This window comes from Lysinibacillus sp. YS11, assembly GCF_002896375.1.
GTDB classification, from domain to species: domain Bacteria; phylum Bacillota; class Bacilli; order Bacillales_A; family Planococcaceae; genus Lysinibacillus; species Lysinibacillus capsici.
This window is the reverse complement of record NZ_CP026007.1, coordinates 3,209,318-3,224,832: the sequence shown is the minus strand read 5'-3', so window position 1 is coordinate 3,224,832 and position 15,515 is coordinate 3,209,318. Positions and strand designations below refer to the sequence as shown.

Below are 15,515 nucleotides of genomic sequence, written 5' to 3'. Positions count from 1 at the left end.
TATCCAGTAAATTTTAGTTAAAAACTAATGTTTACTGGGTATTTTTTGGACAATATATAGGTTAATTAGAAATATTTATATGAAGAATAGCTAACAACTTGACAGAATTTTAAATGGGGAGTACTATACATTGGTCGCGAAAAAAGCTATTGTAACGTAACATTTTTTAAAGTGCCATACAGTACTTATCAGTTAAGTTCATATATATCTAGATTTTAATTTAATCAGTAAAAGGTAGGTGCAAAAATGAAAAATCTAGCAAATAAAAAGATAACCTATTACAAAACTTTTTAGGAATTTATATAGTAGCAGTATTAATGTTATGGATTAAAACATACATCTCTCAACTATCACAATTTGACTTAGGTGTAGAAGGAATCATTCAACAATTCCTTTTACTAATAAATCCGCTGGGCTCAGCAATGCTATTTCTAGGATTTTCATTTTTATTTAAAGGAAAAAGAAAATACACATCACTCGTTGTTGTCTACACTTTGATGTCTATTGTTTTATATGCCAATATTGTCTATTACCGATTCTTTAGTGATTTCATTACATTACCTACACTTTCTCAAACGCAGAACTTTGGAGATTTAGGCGGCAGTGTTCTTTCTTTATTAAAGCCTTATGATATCTTGTTCTTTGTGGATGTAATGGTTATGTTTTATCTACGATTCTCTAAAAAAATCCAAAAAGATACCAAACGTTTTGGCTATAAAAAAGGAATGGCAATCATTGCCTTTGCATTAGCGGTATCAATCCTTAATTTAGGACTAGCTGAAACTAATCGTCCTCAATTATTAACACGAGGTTTTGATAGAAACTATATTGTGAAATATCTAGGGATGTATAACTATACGATTTATGACTCAGTTGAAACGATGAAAGCTTCTTCTCAGAGAGCTTTGGCAGATAGTAGTGATATTACTGAAGTAATTAACTATACAAAATCAAACTACGCCAAACCGAATGCCCAATATTTTGGTGCAGCAAAGGGAATGAACGTTATCTATTTACATTTAGAATCATTCCAAAACTTTTTAATCGACTATAAATTAAATGGTGAAGAAGTAACACCATTTTTAAATTCATTAGCAAAAGATAAGAATACATTGTATTTTGATAATTTCTTCCATCAAACAGGTCAAGGGAAAACGTCTGATGCAGAATTTATGCTTGAAAATTCTTTATTTGGATTACCACAAGGATCTGCTTATATTACAAAAGCACAAAATACGTATCAGGCAGCTCCTAGTATTTTAAAAGATTATGGTTATACATCAGCTGTATTCCATGGTAACAACGGAAGCTTCTGGAATAGAAATGTAATTTATAAATCATTTGGCTTCGACAAATTCTTCGATGCTAGTTACTATAACACAGGTACTTCAGAGGACATGGCTGAATATGGTTTGTTAGATAAACCATTCTTTGAACAATCTCAAAATCTTTTAAGCTCCTTACCACAACCTTTTTATACAAAATTAATTACGGTAGGGAATCACTATCCATATAAAATGAATCAAGATTTAGTGACAATTGATAAAGCCAATACGGGAGATGCAAGCGTTGATAATTATTTCCAAACAGCTCGTTATGCAGACGAAGCAATTCAACAGGTCTTCCAGCAATTAAAGGAATCAGGATTATATGATCATTCAATGATTGTTCTTTATGGTGACCATTACGGTATTTCCGATAATCATAATAAAGCGATGGAACAAGTCATTGGAAAAGAGATTACACCATATGAAAGTGCTAATTTACAACGTGTACCATTATTTATACATGTTCCAGGCATACAAGGTGGGATCAACCATAGCTATGGTGGCCAAACAGACCTACTGCCAACGTTATTGCATTTACTAGGAATTGATTCACAACAATTTGTTCAATTTGGTTCAGACTTATTATCAGAAGAGCATGATGAAATTGTACCATTTAGAAATGGCGATTTTGTCAGTCCTACTATTTATTCAATTAATGAAAAATATTATGATAATAAAACAGGCTTACCATTAGACGACAGTCAATTAGAGGAAGCAAAGACGATTAAAAATGAAGTAGATCATAAATTGGCGTTATCTGATAGAGTCGTGAATGGTGACTTATTGAGATTCTATACGCCAACAGGTTATACGCCAGTTGATCCTTCTCAATATAATTACTCTCCTGATGAAAATGTAGAGTCTAAATAATTTAAGGCAGTTCAAGGAATTGTGTACGATATCAAAGTCTATAGGATATCATACCATTACCTTGAATTGCTTTTTTATTGGTCATTTTTGAATAAGTATGGCAATACCAAGGTTTTATATTCTCCTTAAGGTTCAAATAGAAACTTGGACTAACGGAAAAAGCGATTCAAATCCTTTAATAGTAAGGATTTGAATCGCTTTTATTAGTAAGGAGAGGAAAGAACAAACATGATGGCACTCATCATCCTTACTTATTTCTTTTTAAAGAATAATTTATATGAAAAAAGGAAAGAAATAGGTGTAAATTGTAGGAGTTGATTGTGATGGAATTTTATAAGGATATTGTCATTTACTGTTACAGTTGTCGTAAAAGGACTGTGTTTACATGTAAAGATACGCATGAAAAAAAGGGTGTCGATAGTCACTGCAGTGAATGTACAGGTATTTGGTTTGAATGGCAAAACCGAGCTGTCGAGAGAGAAATGGAGAAGTGGATTGCCTATAATAAAGACTTAGTAAATAATATAAACCACTGATCTAGTTAAGCTGAATACACCTAAAAAGTGTAATTATCAAGTTAGTACGATGAGGCGTTGAAGTGCCATTTTCTTTTAAGAGAGTGGTTCTTTTTCTTTTGCTTAGACAAAAGCTCTAGCTAGAATAAACAAAATTACTATTTCTTTATCTCATTTGATAAAGAGAGGTGAATAATAGAATTATTGAATCTAAACCATGATTTGCCCGTATACATATTATTATGATAATTAGGGGGCATCATGGACGTTTATAAAAAGATAGCAATTATCGGTGGAACAGGTAAAGCGGGGCGTTACATTGCTTCTAAAGCATTAGAGAAAGGGTATCACGTGCGGATGCTTGTTAGAAACCCAGAAAAGTTAGTTTTCAGAGACAGTAGGATTGAGGTAATAGAAGGAAATGTACAAAATATCGAGGATCTTCAAAAGCTATTAAAAGATTGTCAAATCGTTATCAATACTTTTGGTCAACCCATGAAAGAAAAACCAATTTATAGTAAAGTAACGGAAAATATATTGGGAGTCATGTCTGATTTACATATGGATCGTTATATTGGGGTAACGGGTGGATCGCTAACCATTGCTGGAGATACAAAGAGTATTATAAATAGAATGGGTGCAAAGATATTTGAAATTATTTATTCAAAAATGATGGTAGATAAGAAAAAAGAATGGCATCTCCTTAGCAATAATCAAGTTATCAAATGGACACTAATTCGGCTTCCATTTATCGTAGAGGGACATGAAGTAGGGTTCATAAAGGAAAATCTTGGAGATATGCCAGGTACAAAAATAACAAATCGGGATACAGCTACATTCATCATTAACCAAATAGAAAATCAAAAGTATGTACAAAAAGCACCGTTTATCTCCAATTAATCTAATTTAAAGGAGAATGCCACTTGGAGAGGGATAGGGTCAGCGCCTCAACTAAATGACTTTATCCCTTTTGAATGCCCAACAAAATTTTCCTTTGCCTCAATCGTATTGGTACAAAAAATCAAATGACATCCTTTTGAGCAGTTTTTTAATTAAAACCTTCTCCAATAAACCTTCCAACTCCTCTCAACAACCAATAAATGATTCTAAATGGGAGGAAAAGTAATTCTGGTATCCAAATTAGTACATCAAGAAATAAGTCAATTAATGAATATTGATCTTTACGTCTCTTATCTCTTCTCTTTTGTTTTTCCTTCCTTGCAACCATTCTCTCACATTACTCGACCCCTTTTACAATGGCTTTTTCTTAAGTAAGTATACGTTTCATGGTTTTAGGTGGTTTCATTTTTAAAAAACTTTATGATGTAAAAGCTGATATGGGGCGTAAATGGAAGTAAAAATGTTGGCTTATTATATTTCTTTAGCGATGTGTATTACCGCAAATGTGGGAAATGGAGAATTTAAAATTAAATAAGGTGAAAGACAAGCAGGTTTAAAAAAGGGTCACTAGGCTGGAAGTGACCCTCTTTGCTGTGGATGTATCGACATTAATGTGAGCTGCTATTAATGAAGATCATCCCTTTTTCATGTTTATCAATAAATATTAATATTCTTTTTGCACGAATGTTGCTCCGACAATAATCAGAAGAATGAATAGCACAACGATTAAAACAAATGTTGAACTATTGTTTTTGCCGCCATAGTCCATGCCACAACAACCCATACTATAACCGCCGCTATAGTCATTACCATAGCCTCCATAACAACAATTGAAATTACCCATGTTTCCAAAGTATCCCATCAAGATCTCTCCTTTCTTCAGTTTATTGTATGAATGCCGTTGAAAGAGAAAAGGGTATTCGTCTAATGAATCGTATTTAGGTAATTTTAAAGAGAATTTTGGGTGAAGGATGAGTATCACTAAACCCTTGATAGGATGAAACTCAAAGGCGCTTGTTACAGCCTGATGATTAGTTGTCAATCCAGTCCATAAGATAAAAAATAATTTTTTGATGCATGATGATGGAGCGGGTTTGAAACAGTAAGTCTATGTTTTTCCGTTTCTATTTTTAGCTACAATGTGTTGCGGAAAGGAATCATTTGTTTTTTTATTTAAATAATGTGAGAGTTTTCTTTCATTTGCTCGTTATTACTTGTAGAGAAGAAAGGAAAGGAGGTTTTCTAACTTCGTGTATTCATTAATTAATCAGCTACAAAAAAAGGATGAACAAGCTTTAAGAGAAGTGATTAACAAATATGGAGGTTATGTTAAAGCCATTGTAGTGAAAGTGTTACAGCCCAATCAAACAGCTATTGAAGAATGTATCAACGATGTATTTCTAACCATTTGGCAAAAGAGTATTCAATTTACTGGCGATGAGATTGATTTTAAAAAATGGATTGGCGTTATTGCAAAATATAAAGCGATTGATACATATAGAAGCCTTCAAAATAAGCCTAAAACAGTCGAGTTACTTTCATCAATTTCAAATAGCAAGGATCTACCAGAAAGAATCGTCGAACAAAAAGTACAAAAAGAGCAACTATTTATCAGTATTTTAAATTTAAGTAAAAACGATCAGGAAATTTTTCTCTTGAAATACTACTTAGGATATTCCAACGGAGAAATCGCTGAGATATTTGGTCTATCTAAATCAGCTGTAGAAAATCGTTTATATCGAGGTAAGTTAAAGTTAACAGAAGAGCTGGGAGGTATCTAAATGAATGAAAAGGACTTCATCGAAATAGATATTGAAGAGATTGAACCAATTGAATTATCTGATTGGGAAAAGATTAATATTGAAAAAAGTGTTTTACGGTCATCTTCAACCAAGAAGTATGTATTTAAAAAATGGAAGTGGGTTAGTATTGTCGCCATGCTCACATTTATTTTTGCTAGTAGCAGCATTTGGCTACCTGTAGTGGCTAATCGAGTACCAATTGTACAGCAACTATTAAATAGCAATGATAATCCCCAATTACAAGTATTTAGTGATAATGCATCAACCATCAATCAAATAGACGAAAGTAACGGAACCTCCATTGAATTAGCTGAGGCTTTTTTCGATGGAACGATTGTATCGGTTAGTTATGAAATGAAACACGAACAATCGATAGATGAACCCCCTCTATTTTGGAAGGGCGATTTAGAAGTCAACGGAAACAAGTTAGACGTACTTAGTCATCAAATCGTTAAAAAGAATGAGGCTACTTGGATTGGTATGTTTACAGCGAGAATTTCAGACAAAGTAATTGATGAAAAGGTAAATGTTCAATGGCGTCCTCAAGATTTTATAGGTATGGAAAATACGACTCTTGTAGAAGGAGCTTGGGACTTTCAGTTAGAACTTACACCAACCCGAGCGTATTCAAGAAAAGTAAATATACCATTTGGTAATGATCAATACCAGCTATTATATAATCAAATAACAGAGGGAAAATATATAACCACTCTTTATTTTGAGGGAAATCTTGACTGGGAGACAGAATTTTTAATGGTAGACATAGAAGATAATCTTGGAAATGTATATGAAAAGGTAGGAGCAACAACTATTAAAAGCGGTTCTGGGCGAGTAAATGGTTATGTTGAGGTTTTTATACCTGATTCTGATATTCGAACGCTAATCATTACGCCAACTATAAGAATTGTTGACGAAAAAACATTAGAGCGGAAAGAGCTTGTTCCGCTCCCAAGTATTAATATTTCTCTAAAATGATATGGTCTGTTCCTACAACTTGTTTTCAAAGGGCTGAAGGAATCAATTCTTACCTTCAAAGATGGATGTGTTAGCAATGAATGATATAGGTCAGCATCTTTACCATTAGCTCATATTACGCAGTGTTCAGTCAAAATAGAGCTATTAATTGTAGCTAAATATCTTTTAAGCTATTAAATTTTTAATTCTTCCTTTTAGTACCAATCATCATAAAGCCTAATAATAAATATAGAAGACTGGCCGAAATGGAGCTATACAACAGGAATGTAATAGAAGTTGGTGCCCAAACTTTAATAAATGTCCAATTTAAGCCGCCAAGTACTATGTTAGGCGTGATAAATAGTGCTGTCAGCATTGTCGCCACAAGTATAGTATGGGCAGATAATAACAATATTCTTTTGTAATTTAGATTTGCCATACTACGTTGTTTTTTATAAAGGCTGCGTATATTTTGAACGAATAGATAACAGAAAATAATGCTGATTGCGATGATGATAGCACATATGATTGTTACAATTTTATCTAGCTTTTGATAGCTGCTGATATGTTGCATGTCAATCGTTTTGCCCTCCCATAAATCCATGACACCTTGTCCAATCGCTGTTGTAGAGCTTGTATTCATATTGGCTAAAATAGCCACGCCGATTTGTTCGTCAGGTTGCAAAATGAAATACGAGGAAAAGATTGGATTCTCACCAGCATGGTAGATATATGACTTTGTGTCCTTTTTCACAACTGCCCAACCGTTTGCATAGTAAGTATTCGTATCAAAAGGCTCCACTGTTAGATCTGGAGTATGCGATTCTTGAATTAAATTGTTACTGATTGAATAGATATCACTGTTTCCTACCTGTAATTTTAACCATCTGGCTATATCATTAGCGTTACTGATGATATAACCAGCGGGGATATTGCCACGATAGATAGGTGGTATGTATCGCTGCTCTCTCATTAGACCTATTTTATAGCCAGAAGCCATATGTGTGGAATGTACTTGGTGAATTCCTACAAAAGATTGATGCATACCAACAGGTTGTAAAATTTTCTGTTGAATATACTGATCGAATGGCTGTTTTGTAACTTGTTCAATGACGAGGCCTAAGACATCATAGTTGATGGTTGCATATTCAAAAGAACTCCCTGGTTGACGATTTAGTGATTGATCCAGCAGTGTTTTAACTGTTAATTCAAGGGCATTATCCGCTGTGCTTTCTGGGATTTGAGTAATGGAATTTGAGGGAATTCCGCTAGTATGAGACAATAGCTGCTGTATTGTCACAGCCTGATCCTCGCCTTTATAGGTTAATGATAACCAAGGGATATACTTTCGGACATCATCTGATCGTTTTAACAAACCTTGTTTTTCTAATTGTAAAATAGCGAGTCCTGTAAATGCCTTAGACGTGGAGCCTAACTCAAAAAGAGTATCAGAGGTAACAGGAGTTTTTGTTTTCGTATCTGCAAAGCCAAAGCCCCGTTGATAGACGGTTTTCCCTTTATCAACAATAATTACTGAAATTCCTGGGATTTTACTAATGGTTTGCTGCTCCTTAATAAACTGATCAATTTTACTAATTGTATTATTTGATGCTGCGTGTCCAAATCTGGGTGTGAACGTAAAAAATAGTAACATTACTGTCATCATCACCGATTTCTTCATGAATAATGTCATGTTGTTTTTCTCCTTAGAACGTAATGTGCTTGTGACAACATGGTTTACTGTAACAAGAAAAATAAGGGTAAACCATCGATTAACATGACTATTTCCGGGATAACATGACAAATTTGTCACTTCAAAAAGGGCCACTCCTAAAACCAATAGGAGAGCCCTTGAAATTTTATTTAATTTGTTTCTGGCTCTGGCGTAAAATCTTGACCGTTAAATGTTAATTTAGATGGTGAGATAAGAATTTCTCTGTTCGCTTCGTAGTAAGGGTCTAAAACTTTATAAAAGGCTTCCCATTGCTCGCCAGCTTTTTCATCTTCACCCTTTTGTTCAAGGGCAACTGCTTCTTCATAGTGTTGTTTTAATTTTGCGTAATCTGCATTACTAATGCTGAATTCGATATCTGCCATATATTCCTCGAAGGGAACTGGTTTAAAGTGTGGGCGAAGTATTTCATAGAATTCATCCCATTTCTTCATAGCCAATTCTTCGTCTTTATCTTTTTCAGCTTTTTGTGCCTCTTCATAGATTGTTTTAAGTTTTGCAAGTTCCTCTTTTGTTAAATCGACGTTCATATCCGCCATATACTCTTCAAAAGTTAAAGGTGGATATAATTCTTGGTAATAAGGTTCAAGAATAGTGAAAATTTTATCAATGTTTTCTGATGCCTCATCCGTTTTATTTTCTTTTACATACTTAATCCAGTTACTATAAAGTGTTTTTAGCTGTTCTTTATCTTGTGCTTTGATAACAATATTTTTTTCAGCGAATGCGGCTTCATTAATAAATTCTTCAAAAGGCTCAGGTTGCCAATTTGCTAATTCGTAAGGTCTTGTGATGTTATCCATCGCCTCATAGATTCGTTCCATTTCCTCATAATTCTCTTCTTTTTCAGCCTTTTTCATGTCAGAAAAGAGTTTCTCTAGTTGGACTAATTCTTCTTTTGTTACTTCTTTAGGTAAGCTTTTTTTATAGACGGCAAAGGTAAAGAAATCTGAGTAATCTTTCACAATACTACCCTCAACTAAAATTTCCTGACCCTCTGCTAGCTTTAACTGCTCAATTTGTTTATCTGAGAAATTGTGTAAACTGATGTAGTAGTTTTTTCCATCTGTTCCTTTAAGGGTAATGCTGCTACCATCAAAATATTTAATGGTACCTGTTATTTTTTGTTCTATTTGAATCGTTACATTATTTGTTGTATCAACAGCTGTTGCACCAGCTTGAAGCGGTGTTAATACAGCCATCCCAAGTGTTAATGCTGAAGCTAATAGCCATGTTTTTTTAGCAGGTTTTTTCATATTTATCAATTCTCCTTTAGGTTAACTTCTGTTACCAATTATTAGACGTTTTACCAATTGAAAAAGTTTTAACTTTTTGAAAAAAATTTTAAGAAATTAAAGAGTGGAGGATTCATGATAAGACACACTGTTTTAGTATCTGTAGTCTTTGAAAAATAGCTATTATTTACAGCACAGACCATGCAAAGGGTTGATTATCGAAGCAAAGATTTACAAGGATTAGTGCGCTTCCAGAGAAAATTCATGGGCACGAACTAAGGCATTATTGCAGCTGATACTGTTTTAAGCTCTTTTTCTCCTTATTGAAGATTTTAGGAGAGACGCTGTCATTCTAATGTTTAATCTCATAAGATAACTTGCATCCGTTTAATCCAAGCTCTTCTACTGTTCATCCTGGAAATAGATTTTATAGAATTTGCGATTCGTTGCCTCATCATAGCCAACTTCAATTAATTCATCTATTTGGTCGATATGTTGAATATTTACTTGGATTTCAATATTGGAATCCAGTTTGATTTTACGTTTGTATTTCTTTTCAGCTTTTTCTAGCGCACTATCAGAAATGATAGTCTCATAGGGTTTGACCGAATTAATGATGATATCTTTTTGAGTAGTGTCCGCTTGCTCAAAAACAGTTTCAATATAATGATTTACTTGAAACTCCTCTTCATTTCTAAAGTAATCCAGTGTTTTATTCAAGAGCCCAAGTTTTTCTGTGCTTGTATAATTTTCTTCCTTTAAAATGAATTTTTTACATTCTGTTAATGCTAAATTGGTTTTATAATAATGTTCATCCGCTGCCTTAATTTTTAAAAATCGTTCTTGCCAATAAACAATATCTTCTTTACGTTTTGTTTTAATATACACGGCAGGAGATTGATCTGGTCCCATATCAACAATAATAGCCATATTATTAATTTTCTTAACGTTAATGCCATCCACTCCGTTCACGATCATTTGATTGTGTTCATTTTTCACATCTAAAAACATTTCTTTTTCATCAATTTTGACAATAGCGATAATCTTTTTAGCCTCATTTAATAGAAAACAATTTTCAAAAAGGCCAATAAACAGTTCTCCGCTTTTGATGTTAGGATGCTGTGACACACTATGTAAGTGTTTGGCAATATTTTGTGAGTGTTCTAGGAAGTTACTTCCCTGTTCGAAAATAGCTCTTGAATACGTAAAAACTTCATTGAGTGCAATATTGCTTTCATGGAAAAATTCATATTGCTGTTCCACATCAATTTTACTAAAAGCGAGCTGTGTAAAGGCTGCTTCTAACATGACCTCAGGTTGTGTAAAAACTTCTTCTCCTAAAATAAGCGTCTCACTCAAAAAATGCAGACTATATTGTGTTAATTTACTTTCACTGACTTCTAGCATAAATTTCACCTTCTAATTTTTCATAGTAGCTAGTATACCATAAGCTAAAGATTGCTTTTATAAGTACCAGTACTCATTTAAGGCTGGTTTTTTTATGGTCACCGAATGTTAGTGTCTTATTATGAAAGAATGTTGAGGATTGGAAGTTTAAAATACTGCTGCTTAGATAAAGATAAAAACATGTAGGGATACTCTGTACAAGTGTACTAAAGAGGGTGATCAATATGTGGGAAAAGATGATTTCCTACATGCCACATTGGCAAGTTTTTTTACAAGGCTTTTTAGCGTTTTTTATTCCATATTTAATTTATAAATTGTTCCATGTTTTTTATTTGTTAATAAGAGCAATGGCAAAATTGAGATGAAAGAAAATAGTGAACAAGTTGAGATGGTACACATACCTATTCAAAAAACGTTAGAGCAATTTACAGGAGATTTTAATAAAGATCTTTTACAAATGAGGAAAGAACTTGGCCATAATTGGGATATTCATTTTAGAGAATTTCAAATAGGAAATACGGATAATCGTGCAGCGATCGTTTTTCTTAAAGGATTATGCGATAAAGAATTAATTGACAAACATATTTTGAAATCATTAATGAATGGACATGCAGAAAAGTCGTCTGTTTTAAGAGGTCATGAATTACAACAATCGATTAGAAATGAAATCCTACCAGTGAGTGAACTGCTAGAGGAATCGAAAGTCATGAAAGCTGTTGGGAAAGTATTAACTGGTTCCACTGTATTAATTGTGGATGGCATACAGAATGTATTTATCATTGGTACGGCACATGGCAAAACTCGAAATCTTGAGGAGCCTGTTTCTGAAGCAATGGTACGTGGACCAAGAGTGGGCTTCACGGAAAAATTAAGTGTGAATACCTCTTTATTAAGACAGCATGGTGAGAATCGAAATTTATCGATTATCGAGATGGAAGTAGGCGAACGTACGAAAAAAGAGTTGGTTTTAGCCTATATAGATGAAATTGTGCAGCCTAATCTTGTCAAAGAGGTGAAGGAACGAATTGAAACAATCCATTTGGATGATGTTGCTGAATCGGGATATATTGAGCAATTGATTGAGGATGATTATCTCAGCCCATTTTCGCAAGTGCAAAGTACCGAGCGTCCTGATCGGGTTATTGCTGCTTTACTAGAGGGACGAGTCGCAATTCTTTTAGATGGAACTCCCTTTGCATTAATTGTGCCAGTCACGTTTAATATGCTACTGCAATCACCAGAGGATTACTATGAACGTTGGTTATCGAGCTCACTTATTCGCTTGCTTCGCTATTTTGCTGCAGGCATCTCTTTATTTGGCCCATCCCTGTACATTGCTTTTGTATCGTTTCATCAAGGCTTAATTCCCACTAAACTAGCGCTGTCCATGATGGCAACAAGGCAGGGGGTACCGTTTCCAGCATTGATTGAAGCCCTCATTATGGAAGTCGCTATTGAGATATTACGAGAAGCAGGACTTCGTCTACCAAAGCCGATTGGTCCGACAATGGGGATCGTTGGAGGACTTGTTATTGGAGAAGCCGCCGTACAGGCAGGAATTGTTAGTCCAATCATGGTCATTGTGGTTGCATTAACAGCAATTTCCTCTTTTGCTATCCCTCAATATAATGCTGGTATCACGCTAAGAATGCTACGTTTTGTGGCGATGTTTTCCGCAGCTTTATTTGGACTATATGGCATCATTCTATTTTTCTTATTCCTTTGCAGTCATTTGGTAAAGCTAAAGAGCTTCGGTGTATCATATTTGAGCCCAACTATTCCGTATCGAGCAGGTGATTGGAAAGATTTTATGGTGCGAATGCCGTTAAAGATGATGAAGCATCGTCCTAGATTGTTAAAGCCAAAAGATTCGGTCCGCAAAGGGGAATAAGAGAAAGGGAGCAAAACAGCCATGAACAGCAGTATGAAAGATAAAATAACGACGTCACAAGCAGTTGTTATTATTATTAACTATATTCTTGCCACTGGGATTCTTACTTTACCTCGTGCATCTGTAGAAAAAGTAAAAACGCCAGATGTTTGGATTAGTGTATTTTTAGGTGGAGTCGTTGCAATGATTGCAGGTGTAATCATTGTGAAGCTAAGCCAGCAATACCCTGACAAAACATTTTATCAATATAATCAAGATATCATAGGGAAGTGGTTAGGCTGGTTTATAAGTGCGTGTGTAATTGCCTACTTTTTTACCATTTCTGCCTTTGAAGTTCGCATCATGGCTGAAGTAACTTCTCTCTTCTTATTAGAAGGAACCCCCACTTGGGCGATTATTTTGCCTTTTTTATGGGTTGGACTTTACTTAATAAGCGGTGGCATCAACACAATCGCTCGCTTATTTGAAATCATTTTTCCTATTACCTTTGTTATTTTTTACTTGTGGCCTTTTTAAGTTTAGGGATTTTTGAAATCGATAATTTGAGACCAGTACTCGGTCTGGGCGTTGTTCCGATGTTAAAGGGAATAAAAACAGCGACACTAGCATTTTTAGGGCCTGAAATTATGCTACTACTTGTGGCATTTATGTACCCCTCAGATAAATCAAAGGCTGTAAAGGTTGTACTGGCGGGTATAGCCATACCCTTGCTCTTTTATGTCATCACGGTTGTGATGGTCATTGGTGCTCTATCCATTGAGGGTGTTTTAACAAGGACTTGGCCAACAATTGAATTAATGCGAAGTTTTGAAATCCCTGGTTTAATTTTTGAACGCTTTGAGTCATTTCTTCTTGTAATTTGGATTATGCAAATCTTTGCTACCTTTACGATTACTTATTATGCCGCTACTTTAGGATTAGCCCAACTGTTTAAGAAAAATATGCATCCCTTCTTATACGGGCTACTTCCGATTATTTACATTATTGCGATGACACCTAAAAATATTAACGATCTATTTACATTTGGCGATAAGATTGGTCATGCTGCATTAATTTTATTTGGTGTAGTACCGATAACCTTACTCCTTATTTCGAAATTGAAAGGAAAGAAAGCATGAAGCGAATTCAGTGTTGTGTACGTTTACTTCTAGTTGCAACGGTAACCTTACTTCTTACTGGCTGTTGGAGTAGTAAAGAGATTGAGGATTTAGGCCTTATTGTAGGTACATCATTGGATTTAGAAACGGGTGATGTTTCCTCTGAAGAGCAACAAGATGCTAGGTATGCAAACAGACAGTTGCTAACAATTACCAATCAATTTGTTACGTCAGAGACTACGGTTTCTGGAACAAAAGAGGGAGCATTGCCAGAAAAAGCGTATAAAAATGTTTCTGAGACAGGTGATGCGGTGTTACCAACTTTACGAAATATGCTGTTAAAGGTTGATAAACGTTCCTTTGCTGAACATTCCAAAGTAATTATTATCGGTGAGGAATTAGCTAGTACTATCAATCTTCAACAAACGTTGGATTTTTTTCTAAGAGAATTAGAAATACGGCCGAGTGGACTGCTCTTTATTGCTCAGGATCAGGCAAGTCAGGCACTTGAAACAAATGAACCAACTAAAATTCCTGCCTTTCAATTAGTAGAAATGATGGAGGGACATGAAAGGACGACAAAAATTTTGCCTCCGATGACCGTAGCCAAACTAGAGGGGAAGCTGTATTCAGACTCTAGCTTTTTATTGCAAAATGTGAGTACGGAAAATGGAGAAGTAAAATTTGCAGGCGCTGCTATCATTGAAGGAAAAACCAAAAAGCTACGAGGATTTTTAAATGAGAGTGACCTAGAAGGAATTGCATGGATGTCTGGCGATGCGAAAGGTGGCCTTGTCAAAGGCTTTGATGAGGAGTCAGGAGCACCTATTGTGTATGAAATTATTTCAGCTAAAAGTAAAATTATTCCACATGTAAAAGGGGATCAAATCTCCTTTACGATAAAAATTCAATCAGAGGGAAGAATTGCTGAACATTGGGTTCTCTCCGATAAAGCATTTGACAATCAATTTTTGAAAAAAGCAGAGAAAGTATTTGAAAAAGAGATAGAGCGATTAGTGAGGAAAGCACTAGATAAAACGCAACATGAATTTCAAACAGATGTTTCTGGGTTTGGCAATAAACTAAGAATCGATTACCCGAAAGTATGGCAAAAAAGAAAAAAAGAATGGGATCAAACGTTTAGTGAGGTTCCTATTATATGTGAAGTGAATGTTTCCATTAAGGATTATGGCACGTCGGGTGATTAACATGGTTAATCATCTTTTTTTCTGTCCATTTAGTCTATACTGAAATGAAAGGACATATAGTAGATATTCGAAAAGATGGGGGATAAAAGACATGCAATATACTATTCAATCAATCGCTACCGTTCGTAACAATCGGCAAATGTTAAAAGATGATCATTGGGGAGAGATTATTTCAACTATTGAACTTGCTGATCATATCCAAGAGGCGTCCTTAAAAGGAATAGAAGATTTTTCTCATCTAGAAATTATTTTTTATTTTGATAAGGTTTCAGACGATCAAATTCAATATGAGACAAGACATCCGAGAAATAATCATGATTATCCAGAGGTTGGCATTTTCGCACAAAGAGGTAAAAATAGACCCAATAAATTAGGAAGTACAATCGTTGCCTTGTTAGAGGTCAAATCAAGAGGATTAATCGTTCAAGGGCTAGACGCCATAGATGGCACACCTATACTAGATATAAAGCCTGTAATGAAAGAATTTTTACCTAAAGAGGATGTTAAACAGCCATCGTGGTCAATAGATTTAATGAAGGCCTACTGGGCGTAATAAAATTGTTAAAGCGAAGACAA

At 34.7% G+C, this 15,515-nt stretch carries 12 protein-coding genes and 1 pseudogene; 9 read left to right on the top strand and 4 right to left on the bottom strand.

What is annotated here, in order from left to right; all coding sequences use genetic code 11:
- Nucleotides 1-317 precede the first annotated feature (317 nt).
- The 3 genes from LBYS11_RS15995 to LBYS11_RS15985 all read left to right on the top strand — a co-directional run bounded on the left by LBYS11_RS15995 (nt 318) and on the right by LBYS11_RS15985 (nt 3,613).
- Nucleotides 318-2,198: a lipoteichoic acid synthase gene (locus tag LBYS11_RS15995; protein ID WP_158651957.1), complete on the top strand. Its 1,881-nt coding sequence runs from the start codon at nt 318-320 to the stop codon at nt 2,196-2,198.
- 323 nt (nt 2,199-2,521) lie between these two features.
- Nucleotides 2,522-2,734, top strand: coding sequence for a hypothetical protein (locus tag LBYS11_RS15990; protein WP_103118519.1), 213 nt, complete (start codon nt 2,522-2,524; stop codon nt 2,732-2,734).
- A 240-nt stretch (nt 2,735-2,974) separates the two neighbouring features.
- Nucleotides 2,975-3,613: an NAD(P)H-binding protein gene (locus LBYS11_RS15985; RefSeq protein WP_103118518.1), complete on the top strand. Its 639-nt coding sequence runs from the start codon at nt 2,975-2,977 to the stop codon at nt 3,611-3,613.
- A 664-nt stretch (nt 3,614-4,277) separates the two neighbouring features.
- Here the strand turns inward: LBYS11_RS15985 and LBYS11_RS24145 are convergent.
- A complete protein-coding gene (locus LBYS11_RS24145) occupies nt 4,278-4,475 on the bottom strand; it encodes a YjcZ family sporulation protein (RefSeq protein ID WP_048395072.1) in 198 nt (65 codons plus the stop codon).
- A gap of 388 nt (nt 4,476-4,863) precedes the next feature.
- Here LBYS11_RS24145 and LBYS11_RS15970 point away from each other — a divergent pair, with 388 nt between their 5' ends.
- Entirely contained in the window at nt 4,864-5,394 is a 531-nt protein-coding gene (locus tag LBYS11_RS15970; RefSeq protein WP_048395075.1) for a sigma-70 family RNA polymerase sigma factor, read from the top strand.
- Nucleotides 5,395-6,390, top strand: coding sequence for a DUF4179 domain-containing protein (locus LBYS11_RS15965; RefSeq protein WP_103118517.1), 996 nt, complete (start codon nt 5,395-5,397; stop codon nt 6,388-6,390).
- 181 nt (nt 6,391-6,571) lie between these two features.
- On the opposite strand, the gene LBYS11_RS15960 is transcribed toward LBYS11_RS15965, so the two are convergent.
- From LBYS11_RS15960 to LBYS11_RS15950, 3 genes are all read right to left on the bottom strand, one after another.
- On the bottom strand, nt 6,572-8,062 hold the full coding sequence (locus LBYS11_RS15960) for a serine hydrolase domain-containing protein (RefSeq protein ID WP_103118516.1): 1,491 nt from the start codon (nt 8,060-8,062) through the stop codon (nt 6,572-6,574).
- 170 nt (nt 8,063-8,232) lie between these two features.
- On the bottom strand, nt 8,233-9,357 hold the full coding sequence (locus LBYS11_RS15955) for a hypothetical protein (RefSeq protein WP_103118515.1): 1,125 nt from the start codon (nt 9,355-9,357) through the stop codon (nt 8,233-8,235).
- Between the two features lie 381 nt (nt 9,358-9,738).
- Nucleotides 9,739-10,743, bottom strand: coding sequence for a nucleoid-associated protein (locus LBYS11_RS15950; protein ID WP_048395084.1), 1,005 nt, complete (start codon nt 10,741-10,743; stop codon nt 9,739-9,741).
- 361 nt (nt 10,744-11,104) lie between these two features.
- On the opposite strand from LBYS11_RS15950, the gene LBYS11_RS15945 reads away from it, so the two are divergent.
- The 4 genes and pseudogenes from LBYS11_RS15945 (at nt 11,105) to LBYS11_RS15930 (ending at nt 15,492) form a co-directional block, all read left to right on the top strand.
- Nucleotides 11,105-12,634 carry a spore germination protein gene (locus LBYS11_RS15945; RefSeq protein WP_199768264.1) on the top strand — a complete coding sequence of 510 codons (1,530 nt, stop codon included), beginning with the start codon at nt 11,105-11,107 and terminating at the stop codon, nt 12,632-12,634.
- 21 nt (nt 12,635-12,655) lie between these two features.
- Nucleotides 12,656-13,752 (top strand): annotated as a pseudogene (locus LBYS11_RS15940) (spore germination protein).
- Entirely contained in the window at nt 13,749-14,939 is a 1,191-nt protein-coding gene (locus LBYS11_RS15935) for a Ger(x)C family spore germination protein (RefSeq protein ID WP_103118514.1), read from the top strand. The pseudogene LBYS11_RS15940 and the gene LBYS11_RS15935 overlap by 4 nt, the downstream one beginning before the upstream one ends.
- Nucleotides 14,940-15,030: 91 nt before the next feature.
- Nucleotides 15,031-15,492 (top strand): SAM-dependent methyltransferase, encoded by a 462-nt coding sequence (locus LBYS11_RS15930; RefSeq protein WP_103118513.1) that lies wholly within the window; start codon nt 15,031-15,033, stop codon nt 15,490-15,492.
- Nucleotides 15,493-15,515 lie beyond the last annotated feature (23 nt).

What these genes read in the sequence shown, in the direction of transcription:
- LBYS11_RS15995 (WP_158651957.1), top strand. Translation starts at nt 318, where the DNA reads ATGTTATGGATTAAAACATACATCTCTCAACTATCACAATTTGACTTA.
- LBYS11_RS15990 (WP_103118519.1), top strand. Translation starts at nt 2,522, where the DNA reads ATGGAATTTTATAAGGATATTGTCATTTACTGTTACAGTTGTCGTAAA.
- LBYS11_RS15985 (WP_103118518.1), top strand. Translation starts at nt 2,975, where the DNA reads ATGGACGTTTATAAAAAGATAGCAATTATCGGTGGAACAGGTAAAGCG.
- LBYS11_RS24145 (WP_048395072.1), bottom strand. Translation starts at nt 4,475, where the DNA reads ATGGGATACTTTGGAAACATGGGTAATTTCAATTGTTGTTATGGAGGC.
- LBYS11_RS15965 (WP_103118517.1), top strand. Translation starts at nt 5,395, where the DNA reads ATGAATGAAAAGGACTTCATCGAAATAGATATTGAAGAGATTGAACCA.
- LBYS11_RS15960 (WP_103118516.1), bottom strand. Translation starts at nt 8,062, where the DNA reads ATGACATTATTCATGAAGAAATCGGTGATGATGACAGTAATGTTACTA.
- LBYS11_RS15955 (WP_103118515.1), bottom strand. Translation starts at nt 9,357, where the DNA reads ATGAAAAAACCTGCTAAAAAAACATGGCTATTAGCTTCAGCATTAACA.
- LBYS11_RS15950 (WP_048395084.1), bottom strand. Translation starts at nt 10,743, where the DNA reads ATGCTAGAAGTCAGTGAAAGTAAATTAACACAATATAGTCTGCATTTT.
- LBYS11_RS15945 (WP_199768264.1), top strand. Translation starts at nt 11,105, where the DNA reads ATGAAAGAAAATAGTGAACAAGTTGAGATGGTACACATACCTATTCAA.
- LBYS11_RS15935 (WP_103118514.1), top strand. Translation starts at nt 13,749, where the DNA reads ATGAAGCGAATTCAGTGTTGTGTACGTTTACTTCTAGTTGCAACGGTA.
- LBYS11_RS15930 (WP_103118513.1), top strand. Translation starts at nt 15,031, where the DNA reads ATGCAATATACTATTCAATCAATCGCTACCGTTCGTAACAATCGGCAA.